The organism is Pseudomonas sp. NBRC 100443 (assembly GCF_030268185.1).
Classification (GTDB): domain Bacteria; phylum Pseudomonadota; class Gammaproteobacteria; order Pseudomonadales; family Pseudomonadaceae; genus Pseudomonas; species Pseudomonas citronellolis.
In genome coordinates this window covers 97462-122332 of record NZ_BSQE01000012.1, presented here as the reverse complement: position 1 = coordinate 122332, position 24871 = coordinate 97462, and the positions used below count along the sequence as shown (strand labels likewise).

At 68.9% G+C, this 24871-nt stretch carries 19 protein-coding genes; 12 read left to right on the top strand and 7 right to left on the bottom strand.

The genetic code is table 11. The annotated features are described in order from the left end of the window. Position 1: 1 nt before the first annotated feature. From QSJ95_RS17350 to fabI, 3 genes are read left to right on the top strand one after another with little or no spacing between them, the layout of a single operon-like run. Positions 2 to 1021: an ABC transporter permease gene (locus QSJ95_RS17350; protein ID WP_009619102.1), complete on the top strand. Its 1020-nt coding sequence runs from the start codon at positions 2 to 4 to the stop codon at positions 1019 to 1021. A gap of 1 nt (position 1022) precedes the next feature. Continuing rightward, positions 1023 to 2648 (top strand): ABC transporter ATP-binding protein, encoded by a 1626-nt coding sequence (locus QSJ95_RS17345; RefSeq protein WP_285644077.1) that lies wholly within the window; start codon positions 1023 to 1025, stop codon positions 2646 to 2648. Between the two features lie 20 nt (positions 2649 to 2668). Then, the gene (gene fabI, locus QSJ95_RS17340; protein ID WP_285644075.1) at positions 2669 to 3466 is read left to right on the top strand and encodes an enoyl-ACP reductase FabI; all 798 of its coding nucleotides are present in this window, start codon (positions 2669 to 2671) and stop codon (positions 3464 to 3466) included. A 565-nt stretch (positions 3467 to 4031) separates the two neighbouring features. Here fabI and QSJ95_RS17335 read toward each other — a convergent pair. Continuing rightward, positions 4032 to 5720 (bottom strand): DEAD/DEAH box helicase, encoded by a 1689-nt coding sequence (locus QSJ95_RS17335; RefSeq protein ID WP_479566553.1) that lies wholly within the window; start codon positions 5718 to 5720, stop codon positions 4032 to 4034. A 338-nt stretch (positions 5721 to 6058) separates the two neighbouring features. Here QSJ95_RS17335 and QSJ95_RS17330 point away from each other — a divergent pair, with 338 nt between their 5' ends. From QSJ95_RS17330 to QSJ95_RS17320, 3 genes are all read left to right on the top strand, one after another. Then, positions 6059 to 6850, top strand: coding sequence for a crotonase/enoyl-CoA hydratase family protein (locus QSJ95_RS17330; protein ID WP_285644073.1), 792 nt, complete (start codon positions 6059 to 6061; stop codon positions 6848 to 6850). 330 nt (positions 6851 to 7180) lie between these two features. Then, the gene (locus tag QSJ95_RS17325) at positions 7181 to 8536 is read left to right on the top strand and encodes a collagen-like triple helix repeat-containing protein (protein ID WP_285644071.1); all 1356 of its coding nucleotides are present in this window, start codon (positions 7181 to 7183) and stop codon (positions 8534 to 8536) included. Positions 8537 to 8615: 79 nt separating this feature from the next. Continuing rightward, complete coding sequence (locus tag QSJ95_RS17320; protein ID WP_285644069.1) at positions 8616 to 10274, top strand: ShlB/FhaC/HecB family hemolysin secretion/activation protein; 1659 nt, start codon at positions 8616 to 8618, stop codon at positions 10272 to 10274. 15 nt (positions 10275 to 10289) lie between these two features. On the opposite strand, the gene QSJ95_RS17315 is transcribed toward QSJ95_RS17320, so the two are convergent. Continuing rightward, complete coding sequence (locus QSJ95_RS17315) at positions 10290 to 11036, bottom strand: spermidine synthase (protein WP_009619094.1); 747 nt, start codon at positions 11034 to 11036, stop codon at positions 10290 to 10292. 225 nt (positions 11037 to 11261) lie between these two features. On the opposite strand from QSJ95_RS17315, the gene QSJ95_RS17310 reads away from it, so the two are divergent. Further along, complete coding sequence (locus QSJ95_RS17310) at positions 11262 to 12608, top strand: class II 3-deoxy-7-phosphoheptulonate synthase (protein ID WP_285644065.1); 1347 nt, start codon at positions 11262 to 11264, stop codon at positions 12606 to 12608. 34 nt (positions 12609 to 12642) lie between these two features. Here QSJ95_RS17310 and QSJ95_RS17305 read toward each other — a convergent pair whose 3' ends face one another. Continuing rightward, a complete protein-coding gene (locus tag QSJ95_RS17305) occupies positions 12643 to 13119 on the bottom strand; it encodes a DUF1289 domain-containing protein (RefSeq protein WP_009619092.1) in 477 nt (158 codons plus the stop codon). A gap of 392 nt (positions 13120 to 13511) precedes the next feature. Between QSJ95_RS17305 and acnB the strand changes: the two genes are divergently transcribed. The 5 genes from acnB to QSJ95_RS17280 all read left to right on the top strand — a co-directional run bounded on the left by acnB (position 13512) and on the right by QSJ95_RS17280 (position 19346). Further along, positions 13512 to 16121 carry a bifunctional aconitate hydratase 2/2-methylisocitrate dehydratase gene (gene acnB, locus QSJ95_RS17300; RefSeq protein ID WP_285644063.1) on the top strand — a complete coding sequence of 870 codons (2610 nt, stop codon included), beginning with the start codon at positions 13512 to 13514 and terminating at the stop codon, positions 16119 to 16121. Between the two features lie 371 nt (positions 16122 to 16492). Then, on the top strand, positions 16493 to 16708 hold the full coding sequence (locus tag QSJ95_RS17295) for a cysteine-rich CWC family protein (protein WP_009619090.1): 216 nt from the start codon (positions 16493 to 16495) through the stop codon (positions 16706 to 16708). Then, entirely contained in the window at positions 16708 to 17403 is a 696-nt protein-coding gene (locus tag QSJ95_RS17290; protein WP_058072475.1) for a pseudouridine synthase, read from the top strand. The genes QSJ95_RS17295 and QSJ95_RS17290 overlap by 1 nt, the downstream gene beginning before the upstream one ends. An 83-nt stretch (positions 17404 to 17486) precedes the next feature. Continuing rightward, complete coding sequence (locus tag QSJ95_RS17285) at positions 17487 to 18524, top strand: L,D-transpeptidase (RefSeq protein WP_069866293.1); 1038 nt, start codon at positions 17487 to 17489, stop codon at positions 18522 to 18524. Positions 18525 to 18605: 81 nt separating this feature from the next. Continuing rightward, positions 18606 to 19346 carry a murein L,D-transpeptidase catalytic domain family protein gene (locus tag QSJ95_RS17280; protein WP_043315412.1) on the top strand — a complete coding sequence of 247 codons (741 nt, stop codon included), beginning with the start codon at positions 18606 to 18608 and terminating at the stop codon, positions 19344 to 19346. Positions 19347 to 19964: 618 nt separating this feature from the next. Here the strand turns inward: QSJ95_RS17280 and QSJ95_RS17275 are convergent. The 4 genes from QSJ95_RS17275 to QSJ95_RS17260 are packed head-to-tail and all read right to left on the bottom strand — an operon-like array spanning position 19965 to position 24756. Further along, positions 19965 to 20846 (bottom strand): efflux RND transporter periplasmic adaptor subunit, encoded by an 882-nt coding sequence (locus tag QSJ95_RS17275; protein ID WP_009619086.1) that lies wholly within the window; start codon positions 20844 to 20846, stop codon positions 19965 to 19967. Positions 20847 to 20860: 14 nt separating this feature from the next. Then, the gene (locus QSJ95_RS17270; protein WP_024128300.1) at positions 20861 to 21061 is read right to left on the bottom strand and encodes a DUF1656 domain-containing protein; all 201 of its coding nucleotides are present in this window, start codon (positions 21059 to 21061) and stop codon (positions 20861 to 20863) included. A gap of 4 nt (positions 21062 to 21065) precedes the next feature. Next, positions 21066 to 23246, bottom strand: a complete 2181-nt coding sequence (locus QSJ95_RS17265) for an FUSC family protein (RefSeq protein WP_285644052.1) — start codon at positions 23244 to 23246, stop codon at positions 21066 to 21068. Position 23247: 1 nt separating this feature from the next. Beyond that, positions 23248 to 24756: an efflux transporter outer membrane subunit gene (locus tag QSJ95_RS17260; protein WP_411353663.1), complete on the bottom strand. Its 1509-nt coding sequence runs from the start codon at positions 24754 to 24756 to the stop codon at positions 23248 to 23250. Positions 24757 to 24871: the final 115 nt, after the last annotated feature.

Below are 24871 nucleotides of genomic sequence, written 5' to 3'. Positions count from 1 at the left end.
GATGCGCCTGTCCCCGATGAACCAGCGCCGCTGGGCGCGCTTCAAGGCCAACAAGCGCGGCTGGTGGTCGCTGTGGCTGTTCCTCGCGCTGTTCGGGCTGAGCCTGGGCGCCGAGCTGATCGCCAACGACAAGCCGCTGGCGGTGCGCTACGACGGCCAGTGGTACTTCCCGGTGCTCAAGCGCTACCCGGAGACCGTGTTCGGCGGCGAGTTCCCCCTGGAGGGCAACTACAAGGCGCCCTACATGCGCCAGCTGCTGGCCGACAAGGACGCCTGGGTGCTCTGGCCGCCGATCGCCTACAGCTACGACAGCATCAACTACGACCTGCGCGTGCCGGTGCCCTCGGCGCCCAGCGCGGAGAACCTGCTGGGCACCGACGACCAGGCCCGCGACGTGCTGGCCCGGGTGATCTACGGCTTCCGCATCTCGGTGCTGTTCGCCCTGGTGCTGACCCTGCTCAGCTCGCTGATCGGCGTGCTGGTCGGCGCCCTGCAGGGCTTCTATGGCGGCTGGGTCGACCTGCTCGGCCAGCGCTTCCTGGAAATCTGGTCGGGCCTGCCGGTGCTCTACCTGCTGATCATCCTCGCCAGCTTCGTGCAGCCGAACTTCTGGTGGCTGCTGGGCATCATGCTGCTGTTCTCCTGGATGAGCCTGGTGGACGTGGTGCGCGCCGAGTTCCTCCGCGGCCGCAACCTGGAATACGTGCGCGCGGCCCGCGCCCTGGGCATGAAGAACGGCAAGATCATGTTCCGCCACATCCTGCCCAATGCGATGATCTCCACCCTGACCTTCATGCCCTTCATCCTCACCGGCGCCATCGCCACCCTGACCTCCCTGGACTTCCTCGGCTTCGGCCTGCCGGCCGGCTCGCCGTCCCTCGGCGAGCTGGTCGCCCAGGGCAAGTCCAACCTGCAGGCGCCATGGCTGGGGATCAGCGCCTTCGTGGTGCTGGCGCTGATGCTCAGCCTGCTGGTGTTCATCGGCGAGGCCGCCCGCGATGCCTTCGACCCGAGGAAGTGAGATGAGCCAGAGCGCCCAAGACAACCTGGTGGAAATCCGCGACCTTTGCGTCGACTTCGCCTGCGGCGAGGAATGCGTCCACGCCGTGGATAGGGTCAGCTTCGATATCCGCCGCGGCGAGACCCTGGCCCTGGTCGGCGAAAGCGGCTCGGGCAAGTCGGTCACCGCCCTCTCCCTCCTGCGCCTGCTGCCCTACCCCAGCGCCAGCCATCCCGGCGGCAGCGTCCGCTACGCCGGGCTGGACCTGCTGAAGGCGCCGGAACGCAAGCTGCGCGGCATCCGCGGCAACCGCATCGCCATGGTCTTCCAGGAGCCCATGACCTCGCTCAACCCGCTGCACACCGTGGAGAAGCAGATCGGCGAAGTGCTCGCCCTGCACAAGGGCCTGCAGGGCCAGGCGGCGCGCGCGCGCATCCTCGAACTGCTCGAGCTGGTCGGCATCCCCGACCCGGCCACGCGGCTGAAGGCCTACCCCCACGAGCTGTCCGGCGGCCAGCGGCAGCGGGTGATGATCGCCATGGCCCTGGCCAACGAGCCGGAGCTGCTGATCGCCGACGAGCCGACCACGGCACTGGACGTCACCGTGCAGCTGAAGATCCTCGACCTGCTGGCCGAATTGCAGGCGCGCCTGGGCATGGCCCTGCTGCTGATCACCCACGACCTCAACCTGGTGCGGCGCATTGCCCACCGCGTGTGCGTGATGCAGCAGGGCAAGATCGTCGAGCAGGCCGATTGCGAGCAGTTGTTCGAAGCCCCGCAGCACCCCTACACCCGCGAGCTGCTCGGCGCCGAACCCAGCGGCGCGCCGGCGGCCAACCCGCCGGGCGAGGAACTGCTGAGCGTGCAGGACCTGCGCGTGTGGTTCCCGATCAAGAAAGGCGTGTTCCGCCGCACCGTGGACCACATCAAGGCGGTGGACGGCATCGACTTCAGCCTGCCCCGCGGGCAGACCCTGGGCATCGTCGGCGAAAGCGGCTCGGGCAAGTCCACCCTGGGCCTGGCCATCCTGCGGCTGATCGACAGCCGCGGCGGCATCCGCTTCGAGGGCAACGCCCTGGACGCCATGAACCAGGCCGAGGTGCGCCCGCTGCGCCGCGAGATGCAGGTGGTCTTCCAGGACCCGTACGGCAGCCTCAGCCCGCGCCTGTCGGTGGGCCAGATCGTCGGCGAGGGCCTGGAAATCCACGGCATCTGCGACGAGAAGGAACAGCAGCAGCGGATCATCGATGCGCTGCTGGAAGTCGGCCTGGACCCGCAGGCGCGCCACCGCTACCCCCACGAATTCTCCGGCGGCCAGCGCCAGCGCATCGCCATCGCCCGCGCCCTAGTGCTCAAGCCGGCGCTGATCCTGCTGGACGAGCCGACCTCGGCGCTGGACCGCTCGGTGCAGCGCCAGGTGGTCGACCTGCTGCGCCAGTTGCAGGCCAAGTACAACCTCACCTACCTGTTCATCAGCCACGACCTCGCGGTGGTCAAGGCCCTGAGCCACCAGTTGCTGGTGATCCGCCAGGGCAAGGTGGTCGAAGGCGGCCCGGCGCAGGAAATCTTCAGCGCGCCGCAGCACCCCTATACCCAGCAACTGCTGGAGGCCGCCTTCATGGCCCCGGCGGCGGCGCTTGAAGACTGACCTGCAAGGAAGGGACGAACATGGGTTTTCTAGCCGGTAAACGCGCGCTGATCGTCGGCGTGGCCAGCAAGCTGTCCATCGCCTCGGGCATCGCCGAGGCGATGCACCGCGAAGGCGCGCAACTCGCCTTCACCTACCAGAACGACAAGCTCAAGGGCCGCGTCGAGGAATTCGCCGCCGGCTGGGGCTCCAGCGCCGAGCTGTGCTTCCCCTGCGACGTCGCCAACGACGCCGACATCGAAGCGGTGTTCCGCGAACTGGGCAGAAAGTGGGACGGCCTGGACATCATCGTCCACTCGGTGGGCTTCGCCCCGGGCGACCAGCTGGACGGCGACTTCACCAGCGTCACCAGCCGCGACGGCTTCCGCATCGCCCACGACATCAGCGCCTACAGCTTCGTCGCCCTGGCCAAGGCCGGCCGCGAAATGATGAAAGGCCGCAACGGCAGCCTGCTGACCCTCACCTACCTGGGCGCCGAACGCACCATGCCCAACTACAACGTGATGGGCATGGCCAAGGCCAGCCTGGAAGCCGGCGTGCGCTACCTGGCCGGCAGCCTGGGCCCGGAGGGCACACGGGTCAACGCGGTGTCCGCCGGCCCGATCCGCACCCTGGCCGCCTCCGGCATCAAGAGCTTCCGCAGGATGCTCGCCGCCAACGAACGCCAGACCCCGCTGCGGCGCAACGTGACCATCGAGGAAGTCGGCAACGCCGCGGCCTTCCTCTGCTCCGACCTGGCCAGCGGCATCAGCGGCGAAATCCTCTACGTCGACGGCGGCTTCAACACCACCGCGATGGGGCCGCTGGAAGACAACTGAGCAGACGGGCGGGGCGCTGCGTTTGCCGGACAGCGTAGGAGATCATCCGCGAATCGCACCGGAACCTCCGGCTATCGCGGACAAGGTCCGCTCCTACGGGTGGGAACACCATGCCTCCCAGCAAACTGTAGGAGCGGGCCCTGCCCGCGATTTCGCGCGCAGGGCGCGCTCCTACAGGGGAATGGCGCGGGTGAAGCGGCGTAGCGGATCTCATCCGCGAATCGCACCGCAGCCGCCGGCCATCGCGGACAAGGTCCGCTCCTACGGGCGAGAACGCCATGCCTCCCAGCAAACTGTAGGAGCAGGCCCTGCCCGCGATTTCGCGCGCTGGGCGCGCTCCTACAGGGGAATGGCGCGGGTGGGAACGCCATGCCTCCTACAGCCTTCGCAGGATGGGTTGAGCGAAGCGATACCCATCACCAATGGCAGCATGGGTTTCGCAAGCTCAACCCATCCTACGAAAAGCACCTCGCGCGGCCGGCAAGACAATTGCTCCAAACAAAAACGCCGCACCCGGTCACCCGGATGCGGCGTTTTCATTCGATCGCGGCGCGTGGCGCGCGGATCAATCCTCGCGGTAGCGGCGCAGGCGCAGGGCCTTGCCGGCGACGCGGGTGTCCTTGAGCTTGCCGAGCAGGCGCTCCAGGCCGTCTTCGGGCAGCTCGATCAGGCTGAAGGTCTCGCGGATCTGGATGCGGCCGATGGCCTCGCGGGACAGGCCGCCCTCGTTGAGGATGGCGCCCAGCAGGTTCTTCGCCGCCACGCCGTCGCGCGCGCCCAGGGCGGTGCGGCAGCGGGCCTTGCCTTCGGCCGGGGCGACCATCGGGCGGCGCTCGCCGGAGCGTTCGCCACGGTCACTGCGCTCACCGCGTTCGCCACGCTCGTAGCGGTCGCTGCGCTCGCGCGGGGCGGCCGGGGTCAGCGGTTGTTCGCGGCGCACCGCTTCCAGGTCCAGGGCCTTGCCTTCGGTGAGCTTGGCCAGCAGCACCGCGGACAGGGTTTCGGCATCGGTGCCCAGGCGGCGGCACAGCTCGTCGCGCACGGCGCCACGGGTGGCGACGGCGGTTTCCAGCAGCGGCTGCAGGCCGGCGGCCAGGCGCGCCAGGCGTGCTTCCAGCACGGTGTCGGCGTCGGGCAGGCGCACTTCGCCAACCTTCTGCCCGGTGACGCGCTCGATCACCTGCAGCATGCGGCGCTCGCGCGGGGTCACCAGCAGCAGCGCGCGGCCTTCGCGGCCGGCGCGGCCGGTACGGCCGATGCGGTGCACGTAGGACTCGGGGTCGTACGGCATGTCGATGTTCAGCACGTGGGTGATGCGCGCCACGTCCAGGCCGCGGGCGGCCACGTCGGTGGCGATGACGATGTCCAGCGAACCGTCCTTGAGCGACTCGATGACGCGCTCGCGCTGGGCCTGCGGGATATCGCCGTTCAGCGCGGCGGCGCGGTAGCCCTGGCGCTCGAGCAGCTCGGCGATGTCCAGGGTGGCCTGCTTGGTGCGCACGAAGCCGATCAGCGCGTCGAACTGCTCGACTTCCAGCAGGCGCAGGATGGAGGCGGCCTTCTGGTCGGCATGGACCATCAGGTGGACCTGCTCGATGCGCGCCACGGTCTGGGTCTTGGCGGCGATGCGGACGTGCTTGGGTTCTTTCAGGTGGCGTTCGGCGATGCTGCGGATCGAGGCCGGCAGGGTCGCGGAGAACAGCACGGTCTGGCGGCTGGCCGGCATGGCCTCGAAGATCACTTCCAGGTCGTCCATGAAGCCGAGCTTGAGCATCTCGTCGGCCTCGTCGAGGACCAGGCGCTCGACGGTGCCCAGCAGGTTCTCGTCGCGGCGCAGGTGGTCGCACAGGCGGCCGGGGGTGGCCACCAGCACCTGGGCGCCCTGACGCAGGGCCTTGAGTTGCGGGCCCATGGGCGCGCCGCCGTAGACGGCGACCACGCCGACGCCGGGCATCTGCTTGGAGTAGGTTTCGCAGGCGGTGGCCACCTGCAGGGCCAGTTCGCGGGTCGGCACCAGGATCAGCATCTGGGGCTCGCGGCGGGTCGGTTCGATCTTCGACAGCAGCGGCAGGGCGAAGGCGGCGGTCTTGCCGGTGCCGGTCTGGGCCTGGCCGATCATGTCGTGGCCTTCGAGGATCACCGGGATCGACTGGGCCTGGATGGGCGATGGCTCTTCGTAGCCGACCGCGGCGATGGCAGCGAGGATATTGGAATGAATGCCGAGCGCGGCGAAGCCGCCGGTTTCCTGGGTCATGGGTTTTGCCTCTAAATACATCCGCAAAGACCCAATGGCCGAGCTGCGCATGCCCTGTACGACACTGAAGTCACCCAGGCAGCTGGAAGCGGGGATTTGCGAACTGAACTGTTGGAAGAATACGTCAAGGAAGTCCGCGGATGCGGATGCACAGCCAGAGCGTGCAGGCTCCGAAAGATGCGGTCCCGAACAGGGCCGTGACAGGCCGGCGCGTATCATACCGGAAAAATGCCGTCGATGTGCGGCTTTTCCGCTGTCGCTGGCCGAACGGTCAAGACTTGCACAATCGGCCACCCGCCGTCTATACCGAGCAGGGCCACCTGCCAGGAGCACGCGCCGTGAACCCTACCAGCGAACCCCGCGTCACCGTCACGCGCCGCGGCCACCTCCTGCTGCTGGGCCTGAACCGGCCGCAGAAGCGCAACGCCTTCGACCAGCGCATGCTCGACGAACTGATGCTGGCCCTGGGCGACTACGAACGCGACGACGACCTGCGCTGCGCGCTGATCGTCGCCCACGGCGAACACTTCAGCGCCGGCCTCGACCTGGCCGACGTCAGCCAGCACCTGCACGACGGCTGGCAACTGCCGGCCGGCGCGGTCGACCCCTGGGGCACCCTCGGCGGGCCGCGGCTGAGCAAGCCGCTGGTGGTCGCCGTGCAGGGCTACTGCTACACCATCGGCATCGAGCTGATGCTGGCGGCGGACATCTGCCTGTGCGCCAGCACCGCCCGCTTCGCCCAGATGGAGGTGCGCCGCGGCCTGCTGCCCCTGGGCGGCGCCACCCTGCGCCTGCCGCAGGTGGCCGGCTGGGGCAACGCCATGCGCTGGCTGCTCAGCGGCGACGAGTTCGATGCCCACGAAGCCTGGCGCCTGGGCCTGGTGCAGGAAATCCACCCGCCGGAAGAGCTGCTGCCCGAAGCCCTGAAGCTGGCCGCGCGCATTGCCCGCCGCGCCCCGCTGGCCGTGCGCGCCACCCTGGCCTCGGCGCGGCGCGCCCAGGAACAGGGAACGGCGCAGGCCATCCGCGAGTTGCCGCAGCAACTCAAGGCCCTGCTGGCCAGCGAGGATGCCCGCGAAGGCCTGCAGTCGCTGCTGGAAAGACGCGAAGGCAACTTCTCCGGCAACTAGCCCCGGCGCCCGCCCTTCGCGACGACGCCCGCGCGCCTTCGCCGCACCCCGGCAAAGCGCTATATCGAAAGTATTAAATCGCCCCGCGAAGGCCGCCAATCGCCTTGAAAGCACCGGTGAATCGCCAGGGCGAAAACGACCAAACGACTATCTACAAGAGGCAATTTCGCCCTCCCGACAAAGCACGAAGACTGTGCCGGAAATCAGGAGAGGCGCTCTTCCCGCTGGCGGATCGAGGCTTCCCCTGAAACACCAGAGCCCGTCAGGGAGGAGCCCAACAAGATGTCTGGTCCCATTCGTGTATTCGCATTGTCTCTTCTGGTCGTTGCCATGTCGCTGCAAGGGTGCAGCAGCAAGGGCGGCCATCACAGCAGTGTCGCCAGTTCCGGGAGCGGTTCCGGCCAGGGCGCCGGCGACGGCGGCTCGGGTAGCGGTGGCGATGGCAGCGGTTCCGGCGGTACTGGCGGCAACGGCAGCGGTGGCGACGGCGGGACCGGCGGCAACAACGGTGGCGGCGACGGCGGCAACAATGGCGGCGGAACCGGCGGTACCACTCCCAGCACCACCAGCACCATCCTCAGCAATACCGGCGAAGCGGTCAGCGCCCTGGGCAACACCGTCAACGGCGTCGGCGGCGTGGTCAAGGGCATTGACCTGCCGGTGGTCGGCAGCGGCGTGAGCGAAGGCGCCGGCAACGTCATCCAGGACGTCGGCCAGGGCGTGAACAGCCTGGGCAGCGGCATCACCAACGGCATCGGCCAGCTCGGCAGCAACCCCAACGCCCTGGGCACCACGGTGGCCGGCGCCACCGGCACGGTGAGCAGTGTCGGCAACGCGGTCAGCGACCTGGGCGGCACCGTCGCCGCAGTGGGCGCCAACACCCCGCTGAAGCCGGTGACCGCCACCCTGGGCGGCGTGGTCGATGGCGTCGGCGGGCAGATCAGCATGCTCGGCGATTCCCTCAGCGGCGCCGTCACCAGCGGCCCGCTCAGCCCGCTGACCAAGCAGCTCAGCGCTACCACCGCCGGCCTGGTCGGCCAGGTCGAGGGCGTGACCCAGCAGGTCGGCGCCACCACCGGCCTGGGCGCGCCGGTGAACAACCTGGTGACCACGGTCGGCGGCCTGGTGGGCCAGGTCGGCACCCAGCTCGGCAGCGCCACGCCGGTCCTCGCGCCGGTGGGCAGCGTCGTGACCAACGTCGGCGAGGCCGTGAGCGCGACGGGCGGCCTGGTCAACGCACCGGCCGGCAGCAGCCCCGGCAACCCGATCGGCGGGCTGCTCTCGGGCGTCACCGGCGCCCTGGGCGGCGCCACCGGCAGCAGCAATCCGGTCGGCGGCCTGCTCTCCGGCGTTACCGGCACCCTGGGCGGCGCCACCGGCAGCAGCAGCCCGGTCGGCGGCCTGCTCTCCGGCGTTACCGGCACCCTGGGCGGCGTCACCGACGGCAGCAGCCCGGTCGGCGGCCTGCTCTCCGGCGTTACCGGCACCCTCGGCGGCGTCACCGGCGGCAGCAGCCCGGTCGGCGGCCTGCTCTCCGGCGTTACCGGCACCCTCGGCGGCGTCACCGGCAGCGTCGGCAGCAACGGCCTGGCCAGCAACGGCGGCCTGCTCGGCGGCACCCTGGGCACCGTGGGTGGCCTGCTGGGCGGCGTGACCGGCAGCCTGGGCGGCAAGTCCGGAAACTGACGGCAAGCCCGCCAAAGCGAACGGCGAAGGGTCGGCAACGGCCCTTCGCCCTTTCATTTAACGGCTTCAGGGAGAAGCCATGCGCAAGCTGACCGTAGTAACGCTGTTGTTAGCCAGCCCCCTCGCCTGGGCCGACCGCCCCATCCAACTGCCCGGTTCCGACATCGAACAGAGCCTGCCCAGGCCCAACCTGCCCGGCGGCGACGTGCGCCCCCAGGCGCCACGGGTCAGCACCCCGGCGGCCGCGCAGCCGCAGCAGTTGCTCGAACGGCACATCCGCCTGCGGCGCATCGAAGTCGCCGGCGGCGGCCACTACCCCATCGCCACCTGGAAGCCCCTGCTGGAGCCGCTGACCCGCCGCGAGATCAAGATCGGCGAACTGGTGGCGGCGGCCAAGGCCATCACCCGGCGCTACCAGGACGACGGCTACCTCATTTCCTTCGCCTACGTGCCCAACCAGGATTTCCGCGGCGGCGTCGGGCGCATCATGCTGATCGAAGGCCACCTGCGCGAAGTGCGCAGCGCCGGCGACCTGGGCGTGCACCAGGCCCGCGTGGAGCGCTGGATCGAGCGTCTGAAGGCCGAGCAGCCGCTGACCCGCGCCAGCTTCGAGCGCTTCAGCGTGCTCATGAGCCGCATCCCCGGCCTGAAGATGGACATGGTCCTCAACCCGCCGACCACCACCGATGGCGGCGCCGTGCTGGAGATGCTCGGCAGGCACGAGATGGTCACCACCGGCGCCGACTTCGACTCGCGCCACGGCAACCCGCGCGGGCTGTTCAACGCCACCCTGGCCTCTCTGCTGGGCCGCGGCGAACAACTGCAGTTCAGCTACCTCTACCCGCCCGGCGACGACAAGGAGCACTACCGCGCCTGGAACTACAGCCAGTTGCTGGGCGACAACGGCCTGCAACTGATGGCCGGCTACAGCCACTACAACGCCAGCCTGGAAGACCGCGTGGTGATCGGCCCGCTGCAGTACGCGCGCAAGCGCGAGAACGAAAGGGTCAGCGCCGGCCTGGGCATCCCCGTGCTGCTGCGCCGCGACCTGACCTGGGACGTCAACCTGCGCGCCTACACGGTCGACGACAGCAGCCGCTACGACCTGCTGGCGCCGGCCACGCCCTACAGCGTGAAGCTGCGCAGCAAGTTGCGCGTGGTGGGCGTCGATACCCTGGTCCAGCAGTTCGCCGAGAAGCAGGCGCGCGCCGGCAGCCTGGCCGTCTACAAGGGCCTGAACGCCTTCGACGCGCAGAGCACCGCGCCGGCGAAGAAGGACTTCACCCGCGTGCTCGGCTTCGGCGCCCAGCAGAACCAGTTCGGCGAACGCATGCAGGGCGTGGCCAACGTCAGCTTCCAGTGGGCCCACGACAGCCTGCCGGACTCCGAGCAGATCACCTACGGCGGCGCCAACTTCGGCCGCGGCTACCCGGACGACCAGGCCACCGGCGACAAGGGCTGGGGCGCCTCCTACGAGGTGAACTACTCGTTCCTCTGGCAGAACAGGTGGATGAACCAGCTGCAGCCCTACCTGGTGGTGGACGGCGCGCGCACCCACTACAACGCCGACGGCCAGCCCGGCGCCAAGCTCGGTTCCGGCGCCGTCGGGGTGCGTTTCTCCAACCGCAAGCAGTACGTGCTGGGGGTGGAAGTGGCCAAGCCGTTCGCCGACCGCGCCATCGACAACGACGAGCGCAGCCCGCGGCTGAACCTGACGCTCAGCTACCAGCTCCCCTGAAAGGACGCCCCGCCGCTACTGCGCGGGGCGCAGCGCGTCGATGTAGACGCCCAGGTCGTAGCCCAGGTCGCCCTGCAGGGCCTTGGCGCGCTTTTTCAGCCCGCGTGGTTCCAGGCTCTGCTCGACGTCGGCGGGCACGAAGACGATCACGTTGCCCTCCGGCACCGGGCATTCCAGGTAGTGGCGGTGGAAGCGCCCGCGCAGCAGGGCCGCGCCCAGCGGCCGGCCGTCGTCGGTGCTCCACTGGTTGATGATCAGCCAGCCGCCGGGGCGCAGCTTGTCGCGGCAGGCGCCGAGGAAGTCCCAGCCCAGGTGCGCCGGCGCGGGGCCTGTGTCGGTGTAGAGGTCGAGGAAGATCAGGTCGGCCGGCGCGCAGTTGCCCAGCTCCTCCACAGCATCGCCGATGCGCAACCGCAGGCGCGGCTCGTCCACCAGGCCCAGGTGCTCGCGGGCCAGGCGCGGGATCGCCGGGCGCAGCTCGACGGCCTCCGCCTCGTCCAGCGCCAGGTGCTTCAGGCAGGCCTGGGTCAGGCTGCCGGCGCCGAAGCCGAGGAACAGCGCGCGGCGCGGCGCGGGATGGCACAGCGCGCCCAGCAGCATGGCGCGGGAATAGTCGTACTCCAGCCAGGCCGGGTCGCCGATGCGCACGCAGCTCTGCTCCACCTCCTCGCCGAACTCCAGGTAGCGGTAGCCGCCCTGCTCCACCACGCGGATCACCCCGTAGGCGTCGCGCTCCTCGGCTATCAGCAGGTCCTCGCTCATGCCCGGCGCCCCCGGCCACGGCGACGGCGACGGGCGCCAGCGCACGGCCGGCGATGCGGAAGGGTATTGGAAGGCAGGCTCTGGTACACGCGGGCTCTCCGCAGGGCAAGGACGGCGACGGCCGCGGGCTCATGGAAGGCGAAGGATACCAGCCCCGCCGCGCTGAAGGTGGCCGCGCCCGGTGTTACCATGGGCGACTACCCGCCATTGCCCCGCGAGCCCCCGATGAGCCAGACCTGGAGCCCCGACAGCTGGAGAAGCCGCCCCATCCAGCAGCAACCCGCCTACCCCGACGCCGCGCGCCTGCAGCAGGTCGAGCAGAGCCTCGCCAGCTACCCGCCGCTGGTGTTCGCCGGCGAGGCCCGCGAGTTGCGCCGGCAGTTCGCCGAGGTCACCGCCGGGCGCGCCTTCCTGCTGCAGGGCGGCGACTGCGCCGAGAGCTTCGCCGAGTTCTCCGCGGCGAAGATCCGCGACACCTTCAAGGTGCTGCTGCAGATGGCGGTGGTCATGACCTTCGCCGCCGGCTGCCCGGTGGTGAAGGTCGGGCGCATGGCCGGGCAGTTCGCCAAGCCGCGCTCCTGCGGCGAGGAAACCGTGGGCGACCTGACCCTGCCGGCCTACCGCGGCGACATCGTCAACGGCATCGGCTTCGACGAGGCCAACCGCGTGCCGGACCCGCAGCGCCTGCTGCAGGCCTACCACCAGTCCACCGCCACCCTCAACCTGCTGCGCGCCTTCGCCCAGGGCGGCTTCGCCGACCTCCACGAAGTGCACCAGTGGAACCTCGACTTCATCGCCAACTCGGCGCTGGCGGAGAAGTACAGCCAGCTCGCCGGGCGCATCGACGAAACCCTCGCCTTCATGCGCGCCTGCGGCCTGGACACGGCCCCGCAACTGCGCGAGGTGAGCTTCTTCACCGCCCACGAGGCGCTGCTGCTGAACTACGAGGAAGCCTTCATCCGCCGCGACAGCCTGACCGGCGGCTGGTACGACTGCTCGGCGCACATGCTCTGGATCGGCGACCGCACCCGCCAGTTGGACGGCGCCCACGTCGAGATGCTGCGCGGGGTGGGCAACCCCATCGGCGTCAAGGTCGGGCCGAGCATGGGCGACGAGGAGCTGCTGCGGCTGATCGACATCCTCAACCCGGACAACGACCCCGGCCGCCTCAACCTGATCGTGCGCATGGGCGCCGACAAGGTCGGCGACGGCCTGCCGCGGCTGATCCGCACCGTGCAGCGCGAAGGCCGCCAGGTGCTGTGGAGCTGCGACCCGATGCACGGCAACACCATCAAGGCCTCCAGCGGCTACAAGACCCGCGACTTCGCGCGCATCCTCGCCGAGGTGCGGCAGTTCTTCGAGGTGCACAAGGCCGAGGGCAGCCACGCCGGCGGCATCCACATCGAGATGACCGGACAGAACGTCACCGAGTGCATCGGCGGCGCGCGGCCGATCACCGAGGCCGGGCTCAGCGACCGCTACCACACCCACTGCGACCCGCGGCTGAACGCCGACCAGTCGCTGGAGCTGGCCTTCCTCATCGCCGAGACGCTGAAGCAGGCGCGGCGCTGAGCCGACGAACGGCGCCCGCGCGGCGGGCGCCGGTTCAGACGCGCAGGTCCATGCCCTCGCGGAGGAAGCGCGGGGCGATGTAGCGGTCGTAATGGGCCTCGGAAAGCAGGAAGAACTCGCGGTCGATGGCATCGCGCAGCTCCGGCAGCGGCCGCTCGCGGAACTCCGGCAGCAGGGCCACGCCGTAGGCATCGAGGTTCTGGATCAGCCGCGAGCCGCGGGCGATCAGCTGGTAGGCCCAGCAGTACGGCGACTGCTCGGGGACGAAGCGGATCTGCCGCTGTTCCAGCTGGGCGCGCAGCCGCGGCGCGTCGAACACCTCCAGCTTGGCCACCATCACCTGCACCAGCAGCACCTCCAGGCGCTTCCACACCGCGCGCTTCTCCTCCTCGCCGTACAGGTTCCAGTTCACCACCTCGTGGTGGAAACGCTTGCAGCCACGGCACACGAGGTCGCCGTAGACGGTGGAACAGAGGCCGACACAGGGGGTCTTGATGCGCTGGGAGGACATGGGCGGAACAGCTTCTTGAGGCATAAGGCAGTGCGGCATCTTAGCCCTTTGTCTAGGCAATATCACCCTTGCCCGCCCAGCATTGCCGCTTACTTTCGGCAATGAATTCCAGTAGAATCGGCCCGCCTTTCACAAGGCGCAATGCCCGTTCGAAGCTGTTTTCAAAGCGTCACGAAGCACAGATTCCGGCAGCCGCGCGGTCTGGGCGCCCCCCTCAAGCGCCCAGTCCCCCTCGTCCCAGGCCCTCCGGCGTAAAACTTTGAAAACAGCTTCTGTCTGGAGGCTGCCGGTGCCGTCGTAGGTCCGTGGATTACCGTCCACCATGCCTGACGAATGGATCGGCGAGGTCTCCTGGATACGCGTCCCACGGGACCACTGATGAGGGAAATACTGTGCTTGAAGCCTACCGCAAACACGTAGAAGAGCGTGCCGCCCAGGGTGTCGTGCCCCAGCCGCTGAACGCCGAACAGACCGCCGGTCTGGTCGAACTCCTGAAGAACCCGCCGGCCGGCGAAGAAGAATTCCTCCTCGACCTGATCACCAACCGCGTCCCGCCGGGCGTGGACGAGGCCGCCTACGTCAAGGCCGGCTTCCTCTCCGCCGTCGCCAAGGGCGAAGCCACCTCCCCGCTGCTCAGCAAGGCCCGCGCCGTCGAGCTGCTGGGCACCATGCAGGGCGGCTACAACATCGCCACCCTGGTCGAACTGCTGGACAGCGCCGAGCTGGCCGAAGTCGCCGCCGCGCAACTGAAGCACACCCTGCTGATGTTCGACGCCTTCCACGACGTTTCCGAGCGCGCCAAGAAAGGCAACGCCGCCGCCAAGGCCGTGCTGCAGTCCTGGGCCGACGGCGAGTGGTTCCAGGCCCGCCCGGCGGTTGCCGAGAAGATCACCCTGACCGTGTTCAAGGTGCCCGGCGAAACCAACACCGACGACCTGTCCCCGGCCCCCGACGCCTGGTCGCGCCCGGACATCCCGCTGCACGCCCTGGCCATGCTGAAGATGGCCCGCGACGGCATCGAGCCGGTACAACCCGGCGCCGTCGGCCCGCTGAAGCAGATCGAAGCGGTCAAGGCCAAGGGCTTCCCGGTCGCCTACGTCGGCGACGTGGTCGGCACCGGTTCGTCCCGCAAGTCCGCCACCAACTCGGTGCTGTGGTTCTTCGGCGACGACATCCCCTACGTGCCGAACAAGCGCGCAGGCGGCTTCTGCTTCGGCACCAAGATCGCCCCGATCTTCTACAACACCATGGAAGACGCCGGCGCCCTGCCGATCGAGTTCGACTGCACCAACCTGGCCATGGGCGACGTCATCGACGTGTACCCCTACGAAGGCAAGGTCGTGCGTCATGACAGCGGCGAACTGGTCACCACCTTCGAGCTGAAGACCCCGGTTCTGCTCGACGAAGTCCGCGCCGGCGGCCGTATCCCGCTGATCGTCGGCCGTGGCCTGACCGAGAAGGCCCGCGCCGAACTGGGCCTGGCCCCGTCCGAGCTGTTCAAGAAGCCCGAAGCCCCCGCCGACAGCGGCAAGGGCTACACCCTGGCGCAGAAGATGGTCGGTCGCGCCTGCGGCCTGCCGGAAGGCAAGGGCGTGCGTCCGGGCACCTACTGCGAACCGAAGATGACCACCGTCGGTTCCCAGGACACCACCGGCCCGATGACCCGCGACGAGCTGAAGGACCTGGCCTGCCTGGGCTTCTCCGCCGACCTGGTGATGCAGTCCTTCTGCCACACCGCAGCCTATCCGAAGCCGATCGACGTCAAGACCCACCATACCCTGCCGGACTTCATCATGACCCGCGGCGGCGTGTCCCTGCGTCCGGGCGACGGCATCATCCACAGCTGGCTGAACCGCATGCTGCTGCCCGACACCGTCGGCACCGGCGGCGACTCGCACACCCGCTTCCCGATCGGCATCAGCTTCCCGGCAGGTTCCGGCCTTGTGGCCTTCGCCGCCGCCACCGGCGTAATGCCGCTGGACATGCCCGAATCGGTCCTGGTGCGCTTCAAGGGCAAGCTGCAACCGGGCATCACCCTGCGTGACCTGGTCCACGCCATCCCCTACTACGCCATCCAGCAGGGCCTGCTGACCGTCGAGAAGAAAGGCAAGAAGAACATCTTCTCCGGCCGCATCCTCGAGATCGAAGGCCTCAACGACCTGACCGTCGAGCAAGCCTTCGAGCTGTCCGACGCCTCGGCCGAACGTTCCGCCGCCGGTTGCACCATCAAGCTGCCGGAACAGGCCATCGCCGAATACCTGAAGTCGAACATCACCCTGCTGCGCTGGATGATCGGCGAAGGCTACGGCGACGCCCGCACCCTGGAGCGCCGCGCGCAAGCGATGGAAGCCTGGCTGGCCAACCCGCAACTGCTGGAAGCCGACAAGGACGCCGAATACGCCGCGGTCATCGAGATCGACCTGGCCGACGTCAAGGAGCCGGTGCTCTGCGCCCCGAACGACCCGGACGACGCCCGCCTGCTGTCCAGCGTGCAAGGCCGCAAGATCGACGAGGTGTTCATCGGTTCGTGCATGACCAACATCGGTCACTTCCGCGCCGCCGGCAAGCTGCTGGACAAGGTCAAGGGCGGCATTCCGACCCGCCTGTGGCTGGCCCCGCCGACCAAGATGGACGCCCACCAGCTGACCGAGGAAGGCTACTACGGCATCTACGGCAAGGCTGGCGCGCGCATGGAAATGCCGGGCTGCTCGCTGTGCATGGGTAACCAGGCGCGCGTACAGACCGGTTCCACCGTGGTCTCCACCTCCACCCGTAACTTCCCGAACCGCCTGGGCGATTCCACCGACGTGTTCCTGGCGTCGGCGGAGCTGGCCGCCGTGGCTTCGATCATCGGCAAGCTGCCGACCGTCGAGGAGTACATGGCCTACGCGAAGGACATCGACAGCATGTCTGCCGATATCTACCGCTACCTGAGCTTCGACCAGATCGCCGAGTTCAAGGAAGCCGCTGCGAACGCCAAGATTCCGGTCGTTCAAGCCTAAGCCTTTCGGCGTGAGGAAAGCCCTGGCCGGTACGGCGGGGCTTTGAAAGGAATGCCGTTTCTTCCCCTGGGAGAAACGGCATTTTTTATTTGGGCTCCAGGCGCCTATGGCGTTATCTGCCGAATCGCGGGCGTAGGAGCAACTGTCTTGCAAGCCGCGCCGAGGGGCTCTTCGTAGGATGGGTTGAGCTTGCGATACCCATGCGGTGGCGCTGATGGGTATCGCTTCGCTCAACACCATCCTACGGGTCTCGTGCTTGCCGGCCACGCCGGACACCCCGGTGGCATGAACACCCCCAGGCATCCGATTCCCCTTGCACCCCGGCGCCGCCCGCTGCACCCTGTGCCCCCGGCAAAGCACCGACCCGCACCATGACCGACACGCCCGACCCCACCCGTTGCCCCCTCTGCGGCCAGCGCAACAGCTGCAGCCAGGCCGACCCGGACGCCGACGGGACGCTCTGCTGGTGCTTCCAGACGCGCATCGACCCCGCCGCCCTGGCCCGCGTCCCGCCACAACTGCTCGACCGCGCCTGCCTGTGCCCGCGCTGCGCGCAGAGCCTGCCGCCCGACGACGAACCCGCCTGATGCGCCTGGACCGCTTCCTCACCAACCTGCCCCGCTTCAGCCGCCAGGACGCGCGCCTGCTGCTGGCCGCAGGGCGCCTGAAGGTGGACGGCGCAGTGGTCCGCGACGGCCGCCACGAGGTGCGCGAATTCAGCCGTGTGGAGCTGGACGGCGAGGTGCTGCAGGCCGGCCGCCCGGCGCGCTACTTCATGCTGCACAAGCCCGCCGGCTGCGTCAGCGCCACCCGCGACCCGGAGCACCGCACCGTGCTCGACCTGCTCGACGAACCGGACAAGCACGAACTGCACATCGGCGGGCGGCTGGACTTCAACACCACCGGCCTGCTGCTGATCACCAACGACGGCCAGTGGTCGAGGCGCATGACCCTGCCCGGGCGCAAACTGCCCAAGGTCTACTACGTGGAGACCGAGCAGCCGATCGAGGCGCACTACGCCGAAGTCTTCGCCCGCGGCCTGTACTTCCGCTACGAGGACCTCACCACCCTCCCCGCGCAGCTGGAGATCCTCGCACCGCGGGCGGCGCGCCTGACCCTCCATGAAGGCCGCTACCACCAGGTCAAGCGCATGTTCGGGCACTTCCAGAACAAGGTCACCCGCCTGCACCGCGAACGCATGGGCGGCCTGGCCCTGGACCCGCAGCTGGCGCCGGGCCAGTACCGCGCCCTGAGCGCCGCCGAGCTGGCCGCGCTGGGCTGAGGCCTGCCGTCCGGCATCGCGAATTGCAGGGGCGGCTCGGCCCCGACTAAGCTGCGAGGACGCCCGCGCATCGAAGGAATACGATGAAGATCCTGTCTTTCGCCCTGCTGCTGTTCAGCCTGGTCGCCCTCCCCGTCGAGGCCAACTCCAGCCACGCCTCGCCGCTCAACGACCTGCAGGCGGCGCTGAAGAAGCTCAAGCCCGGGCAGTTCCTCTGGTACCCGGAGATTTCCCCGCAGGGCCCGGTCACGGTGGTGGTCAGCCTCACCGAGCAGCGCGCCTACGTGTACCGCAACGGCATCGCCATCGGCGTGGCCACGGTCAGCACCGGCAAGCGCGGCAAGGAAACCCCCACCGGCGTGTTCACCATCCTGCAGAAGAAGGTGGAATACCACTCCGACCTGTACGACAGCGCGCCCATGCCCTACATGCAGCGCCTGACCTGGGACGGCATCGCCCTGCACGCCGGCAACCTGCCCGGCTACCCCGCCTCCCACGGCTGCATCCGCCTGCCCATGGCCTTCGCCAAGAAGCTCTACGAGGTCACCGGCTTCAGCAACACCACGGTGATCATCTCCGACGCCAGGAGCTCGCCGGTGGAGGTCTACCACCCCGGCCTGCTCGCCCCGCAGGTGAGCGAAGGCAAGGCCAGCGGCCCGGCCAGCCCGGCGGTGGAACCCTACTGGAGCGACCCGGGCGAAAGCCTCGGGCCGATCTCGGTGCTGATCAGCCGCGCCGACCGCCGCGCCTACGTGTACCGCGGCGGCACCCAGATCGGCAGCGCCCCGGTGGCCCTCGACAACCCCGGCGCGCGCACCGGCGTGGCGGCCTTCTCGCTGCTGGAGCGGCCCACCCCGGAACAGCTGGCCAGTCCTAGCCCGAACCTGCGCTGGAGCGCGGTGCAGGTGAGCAACCCGCAGGCCGGCCTGACCCCCGCCGAACAGCTCGGCCAGTTCAGCATGGACGCGCACTTCCTGCACTCGCTGCTGCTGGCCATGGATGTCGGCAGCACCCTGGTCATCACCGACCTGCCGTCCAGCCGCGAGACGCGCAGCAACCCCGACTTCACGGTGATCACCACCAACGACCGACAAGCGGTACCGGCACCGGTCAAAAAATGAGCGAGAATCCCCCTAATTTCGCGCACTTGCATGCGCAATCGAAAACAGACCTTAGGAAGTGACAAAGGGGGGAACGGCGCCATGCCGTCCATATCCACCGTCTGGGGGAAACTCCGGCCGCTGCTCGCCGTGGGCGCGCTCTACGCGCTCGGCAGCAGCCTCGCCCAAGCGGCGCTGCCCAGCGCCGAGGAACTCCACCGCCTGGCCCCGGCCACCAACCTGCAGGCCCTGCGCCTGGCGCTCAGCGCCTACCAGTGCGCCAACGCCGCGCAACTGGGCGGGCGCGACGAACTGCTGACCGTCATCGACTACTCCAAGGCCTCGCGCGACAAGCGCCTGTGGGTGTTCGACCTGCAGCGGCGCAAGCTGCTGTTCGAGGAGTGGGTGGCCCACGGCAAGAACAGCGGCGACGACCTCGCCACCTCGTTCTCCAACCGCCCGAACAGCTACCAGTCGTCCATCGGCCTGTACCAGACCGGCCAGACCTACCGCGGCAAGCACGGCCGCTCGCTGCGCCTGCTGGGCCTGGAACCGGGCTTCAACGACAACAGCGAAGAGCGCGCCATCGTCATGCACGCGGCGGCCTATGCCGATCCCAAGGTGGTCCCCGGCCTCGGCCGCCTGGGCCGCAGCCAGGGCTGCCCGGCGGTGCGCCCGCAGGTGGCGCAGAAGCTGATCGACACCCTGCAGAAAGGCAGCTACGTGTTCGCCTACTACCCGCAGCAGGAATGGCTGAGCAACTCGCAGTTCCTCGCCGGCGCCAGCTGCAGCGTGGCCAAGGCACAGAACCTGGGGCGCAGCGCCACCCTGGCCAAGCGCTGAAGCGCTTTTCGTAGGATGGGTTGAGCTTGCGTTACCCATGCGGTCATGGTGATGGGTATCGCTTCGCTCAACCCATCCTACGGGCTTCTCCGCGATGGCCGGAGGTTCCGGCGCGGTTCGCGGATAAGATCCGCTCCTACGCTGCCCCACCCGCGCCATTCCCATGTAGGAGCGCGCCCTGCGCGCGATTTCGCGGGCAGGGCCCGCTCCTACAGGTTGCCGGGAAGCACGGTATTCCTCCCCCGTAGGAGCGGACCTTGTCCGCGATAGCCGGACGTCCCGGCGCGGTTCGCGGATAAGATCCGCTCCTACGCTGCCCCACCTACGCCATTCCATGTAGGAGCGCGCCCTGCGCGCGATTTCGCGGGCAGGGCCCGCCTACAGGTTGCCGGGAAACACGGTATTCCTCCCCCGTAGGAGCGGACCTTGTCCGCGATAGCCGGAATTCCCGGCGCGGTTCGCGGATAAGATCCGCTCCTACGCCGCCCCACCCACGCCATTCCATGTAGGAGCGCGCCCTGCGCGCGATTCGCGGGCAGGGCCCGCTCCTACAGGGCCTGCACCGGGAAAAACAAACGGGGGCCGAAGCCCCCGTTTTTTACCTGACGCGCATTGCGCTCACTGCGCCGTCGCGTCCTGGCTGCCCGGGTTGACGATCACCGTGGTGGTGATGCCCGCCGCCAGCAGCACGCCTTCCGGCACTTCGTCGATGTGGATGCGCACCGGCACGCGCTGGGCCAGGCGCACCCAGTTGAAGGTCGGGTTGACGTCGGCGACCAGCTCGCGGCTTTCCGGGTTGTCGCGGTCGTAGATGGCGCGGGCGATGCTTTCCACGTGGCCCTTCAGGCGCTGGCCGCTCATCAGCTGCAGCTCGGCCGGGTCGCCCACGGCGATGTGCGGCAGCTTGGTTTCCTCGAAGTAGCCGTAGACCCAGTAGGAATTCTCGTCGACCACCGCCATCTTCGCCTCGCCAGCGCGGGCGTAGTCGCCGCGGTGCACGTTGAGGTTGGTCACGTAACCGTCCACCGAGGCGCGCACCTGGGTGCGCTCCAGGTTCAGCTTGGCGGCGTCCAGCGCGGCCAGGGCCTGCTGGTAGTCGGCCTCGGCGGCGGCGGCGGTGTTGCTGGCATCGTCCAGGCTCTCGCGGGACACCACTTCGTTGTCCATGGCGGCGCGGCGCCTGGCGTTGAGCTGGCGCATCTTCAGCGTGGCCAGGCGCGAGGCGACCTGGGCCTCGGCCTGCTTCACGGCGATGCGGTAGTGGTCGGGGTCGATCTGCATCAGCAGGTCGCCCTTCTTCACCTGTTGGTTGTCGCGCACCGGCACCTCGACCACCACGCCGGACACGTCCGGGGCGACGTTGATGATGTCGGCGCGCACGCGGCCATCGCGGGTCCAGGGGGTGTCCATGTAGTTCACCCAGAGGGTGCGGCCGATGAACACGGCGACCACCAGGATGATCAGGGTCGCCAGCAGGCTGAAGACGGATTTCAAGGTCATGGGTAACTGGCTCGTTATCGGTAGACGGTCAGGGACAGGCCGCCGAACAGGCAGGCGAACAGGCACACGCGGAACAGCGCCGGGTGCCAGGTGAAGCGGTACAGGCCGATGGAGGCGAAGACGCGGTCGATGCCCCAGCAGATCACCGCCGCGACCACGAAGAGCACGGTGAGGGTCGGCATGTAGACGCCGTGGAAGGCGATTTCCCGCGGCAGGTCGTCAAGCAGCATGGCTGGCGGTTCCTTGGCTGGCATCACGCAGCGGCGACTGCGGGTCGAGCAGCGTGGTGCGGATGAAGTGCAGGTAGCTGACCACCCGGCGCAGGGGCGAACTCTCGAAGTCCGGCGCGCACGGCTCCTCGGTGGCCTTGGTGGTGAGGATGGCATGTTCCACGGCGGCCAGGGCGCGCTCGCGGTTGGCCTCGCCCGGCTGCACGAACAGGCGGATCAGCGCGCGGCCCATGCTGCGGATGGCCTGGCGCCAGGGCATGGCCTCGGCGTAGCAGGGCTCGTCGGGCAGCCGCTCCTGCTCTTCGCGCAGCTCGATGATCGAGTGGCCCACTTCCAGCACCAGGAACATCCAGCGCAGCAGGCTGCGCTGCACGTCCGGGCGGCGCGCGGCGAGGCCGTAGGCCTGGTTCATCAGGTCGCGGGTGGCGCTCTCGAAGGTCGCGCCCAGGCCGGCGAGCCTGCCGCTGATGGCTTGCACCACGCGCATCCGCAGGTCCTTCTCCAGGCGCCGCCAGAGCCAGGCCGCGGTGGGCGGCAGGAGCACGCCGACCAGCACCGCCGCGGCGCCCTGCGAAAGCACCAGGGCGATGTACTCGTTGAGGGTGCGGCCGGCGTCGTAGACGGTCATGTTGGCCGGGATGGCGCCGAAGCAGAAGAAGATCAGCAGGCCCATGCCGTAGCCGGCGTAGGCCGGTTTCACCGAGAGGTAGGCGCCGATCACGAACACCGGGGCGATGGCCACGCACAACAGCGGGAAGCCGTCCAGGTGGGGGAACACGAAGTAGGTCTCGGCGAAACCCAGGATGGCGGCGAAGAAGGTGCCCACGGCCATCTGCGCGGCCATCTTCGAGGGGTCCGGCGCGGCCGAGACCAGCGCCGCGACGGCGGCGGCGTTGAGCACGAAGGTGCTGCCGCTGGGCCAGGCGGTCTCGATCCAGAACACCCCGAACAGCAGCACCATCACCGCGGTGCGGCCGCCGGCCACCAGCGCGCCGACCAGGTTGGCCTTGGGCGAGAAACCGAACTTCCAGTTCTCCCGCTCGTGGCGGTGCTCGGCCAGCGAGGCATGCGTCAGGGTGTAGTCGTGCAGGTCGGCGACCAGCCGGTAGAGCAGCTCGCCGGCGGTGTTGAAGTCCAGCCGCTCGGAAACGTCCTCGACCTTCTCGCGCAGCCCGGCGCGGGCCTCGCGGATGCGCTGCATCATGTCCTGGCGCTGCGCCGCGATCTGCTCGGCGAGCACCGCCGCGTCGCTGTCGGTGAGCGGCTTGCCCTTCCACGGCTGGAGCATTTCCCGCAGCAGTTCCAGGCACGGCTCCAGGGCCTCCAGCACGCGCTGGCTGTCCTGGCCGCGCAGGCGTTCGAGCAACTGGTGCAGGGCGTGGTAGCGCGTGGTCAGCACCATGAACTCATTGTTCAGCCGCGCCAGGCGGCCGCCGCGCAGGCGCATGTGCGGGTCTTCGAACATGGTCGCGGTGCGCAGCGTCTCCAGGCCCACGGCCTGGGACACGAAGTTGACGTTGGCCGCCTCGAAGCGCTGGCGCTGGCCGCCGCCGAGGTTGTCGAGGACGAACCAGGCGAAGGCGCCGAAGCGCTGGTAGAGGGCGTTGCGCATGGCCGCGGCGGAGGTCTGCGGCAGCACCACGGCGCTGACCACGGTCGAGCAGAGGATGCCCAGGCTGATCTCCAGCACCCGCCACACCGCCGACATGAAGGCGGCTTCCGGGTGCTGGGTGGCGGGCAGGCCGATCAGCGTCGCGGTGTAGCCGGCCAGCACGCAGGCGTAGGAACGGAAGTCGCGGTAGCGCGCGGCGCCGGCGGTGCAGGCGCCGACCCACAGCGCCACCACCAGCAGGAACAGCACCCGCTCCTGGGCGAACACGGCGATCAGCGCCACCATCACCGTCAGCCCCACCAGGGAGCCGAGGATGCGGTAGAAGCTCTTGGCGAACACCTGGCCGCTCTGCGGCTGCATCACGATGAACACGGTGATGGTCGCGGTGCTCGGCTGCGGCAGCTCCAGGCGCATGGCCAGCCACAGGGTGAGCATGGCGGCGGTCAACACCTTGGCGACGTAGACCCAGGTCACGCCGTCGCTGCGCGCCCACTCGAAGAAGGCGCGGCGCACCTCCTCCAGCGGCGAGCGACTCGGCAAGGCTTGGCTGCTGGCCATCTCAGCGCTCGCTCAGCGGCCGCACGGAGACGGTCTCGGGGACCATCCTGTGCTCGCCCGGCGCGTCCTTGGCCGCCATCAGGCCGCCGCCCAGGGCCACCACCAGGCCGGCGTGGGTTTCCAGGCGCGCGGCCTGCACCTGCTGCAGGGTCAGCTGCTGCTGGAACAGGCGGGTCTGGGCGTTGAGCACGTTGAGGTAGTCGGTCAGGCCGCCGCGGTAGGCCTTGGTGGCGATGTCGTAGGTCTTCTGCGCGGAGGCCACCGCCTGCTCGGCGAGGCTCTGCTGCTTCTCCATCGAGTGGGTGCGGATCAGTTGGTCGGAAACGCCCTTGAGCGCCCGCACCAGGGTCTGGTTGTACTGCGCCACGGCGGCGTCGTAGCCGGCCGACTCCTGGCCCAGCTGGGCGCGGCGGCGGCCGCCGTCGAAGATCGGCAGGGAAATCGCCGGGCCCGCGCTGTAGGTGAACTTGCGCGCGGTGATGAACTCCAGCATGCCGCCACCGACGGCGCTGTAGCCCAGGCTGGCGATCAGGTCGACGTTGGGATAGAACTCGGCGCGGGCCACGTCCACGCCCTTGGCCTGGGCGGCGACCTTCCAGCGCATGGCGACCACGTCCGGACGGCGGCCGACCAATTCCAGCGGCAGCGCGCTGGGCAGCCCCGGCTGCTTCGCCAGGGCCAGCTTCGGCCGTACCAGCGCGGCGCCGGCGCCCGGGCCCTTGCCGGCCAGGGCGGCGATCTGGTTGCGCGACAGGGCGATGGCTTCCTCGATGGCGTCGATCTTGCGCTTGGTCTCCGGCAGCGGCACCTCGGCCTCGCTGACCTCGAACTGGGTGCCCAGGCCCCCGGCCAGGCGGCGCTGGGCCAGGGAGAGAATCTGCTGCTGCTGTTCCAGCATGGCCTCGGCGATGTCCAGCTCGGCGTATTGCAGCGACATCTGGATGTAGGCGCGGACGAGGTTGCTCTCCAGCTCCAGTTGGGCCATGCGCGCCTCGGCGGCGGTCATGTAGGCCACGTTCATGTAGCGCTCGGTGTTGCTGCGCTCGCGGCCCCAGAGGTCTAGGTTGTAGGAGAAGCCCAGGGAAGCGTTGTTGTTCCAGCTGGTGGTGTCGGCCAGGTCGCCCGGGCCGTAGAAGTAGTCGGTGGGCCACTTGTGACGGGTCAGCGAAGCATCCGCGCTGACCTGCGGCGACTCGGCGGACTCGGCCACCCCGGCCATGGACAGCGCCATGCGCACCCGCGCCTCGGCCTCGGAAAGGCTCGGGCTGTTGTCCAGGGCGGTTTGCACCCAGGTGTTCAACTGCGGGTCGCCAAAGGCGCGCCACCACTGCTCGGCCGGCCACTTCGCATCGCGGTTGGCGGACTGGATGGCGGCATCGGTGGCCAGTTGGTCATTGCCCAGGCGCTGTTCCTGCGGGGCGATGCCATGGGTACTGATGCAACCGGCAATTGTTGAGAAAACGACAAAGGAGCCGACGAACGCCAGTCCTTTCACGAGGTGACGCGACACGGTTGAGGATCCTGGAGGGTGAGCTTGCTGTTTCAGCGTAGAGGATGCCGAAGAAACCATTCGGGCGAGTAAATTCTAGGGAGACGCGGCGAAACGGATAAGACGGCCAATTTGT

Excerpts from the sequence above, each read along its gene's own strand:
- QSJ95_RS17350 (WP_009619102.1), top strand. The coding sequence starts at position 2 with ATGCGCCTGTCCCCGATGAACCAGCGCCGCTGGGCGCGCTTCAAGGCC.
- QSJ95_RS17345 (WP_285644077.1), top strand. The coding sequence starts at position 1,023 with ATGAGCCAGAGCGCCCAAGACAACCTGGTGGAAATCCGCGACCTTTGC.
- fabI (WP_285644075.1), top strand. The coding sequence starts at position 2,669 with ATGGGTTTTCTAGCCGGTAAACGCGCGCTGATCGTCGGCGTGGCCAGC.
- QSJ95_RS17335 (WP_479566553.1), bottom strand. The coding sequence starts at position 5,720 with ATGACCCAGGAAACCGGCGGCTTCGCCGCGCTCGGCATTCATTCCAAT.
- QSJ95_RS17325 (WP_285644071.1), top strand. The coding sequence starts at position 7,181 with ATGTCGCTGCAAGGGTGCAGCAGCAAGGGCGGCCATCACAGCAGTGTC.
- QSJ95_RS17320 (WP_285644069.1), top strand. The coding sequence starts at position 8,616 with ATGCGCAAGCTGACCGTAGTAACGCTGTTGTTAGCCAGCCCCCTCGCC.
- QSJ95_RS17315 (WP_009619094.1), bottom strand. The coding sequence starts at position 11,036 with ATGAGCGAGGACCTGCTGATAGCCGAGGAGCGCGACGCCTACGGGGTG.
- QSJ95_RS17310 (WP_285644065.1), top strand. The coding sequence starts at position 11,262 with ATGAGCCAGACCTGGAGCCCCGACAGCTGGAGAAGCCGCCCCATCCAG.
- QSJ95_RS17305 (WP_009619092.1), bottom strand. The coding sequence starts at position 13,119 with ATGTCCTCCCAGCGCATCAAGACCCCCTGTGTCGGCCTCTGTTCCACC.
- QSJ95_RS17295 (WP_009619090.1), top strand. The coding sequence starts at position 16,493 with ATGACCGACACGCCCGACCCCACCCGTTGCCCCCTCTGCGGCCAGCGC.
- QSJ95_RS17290 (WP_058072475.1), top strand. The coding sequence starts at position 16,708 with ATGCGCCTGGACCGCTTCCTCACCAACCTGCCCCGCTTCAGCCGCCAG.
- QSJ95_RS17285 (WP_069866293.1), top strand. The coding sequence starts at position 17,487 with ATGAAGATCCTGTCTTTCGCCCTGCTGCTGTTCAGCCTGGTCGCCCTC.
- QSJ95_RS17280 (WP_043315412.1), top strand. The coding sequence starts at position 18,606 with ATGCCGTCCATATCCACCGTCTGGGGGAAACTCCGGCCGCTGCTCGCC.
- QSJ95_RS17275 (WP_009619086.1), bottom strand. The coding sequence starts at position 20,846 with ATGACCTTGAAATCCGTCTTCAGCCTGCTGGCGACCCTGATCATCCTG.
- QSJ95_RS17265 (WP_285644052.1), bottom strand. The coding sequence starts at position 23,246 with ATGGCCAGCAGCCAAGCCTTGCCGAGTCGCTCGCCGCTGGAGGAGGTG.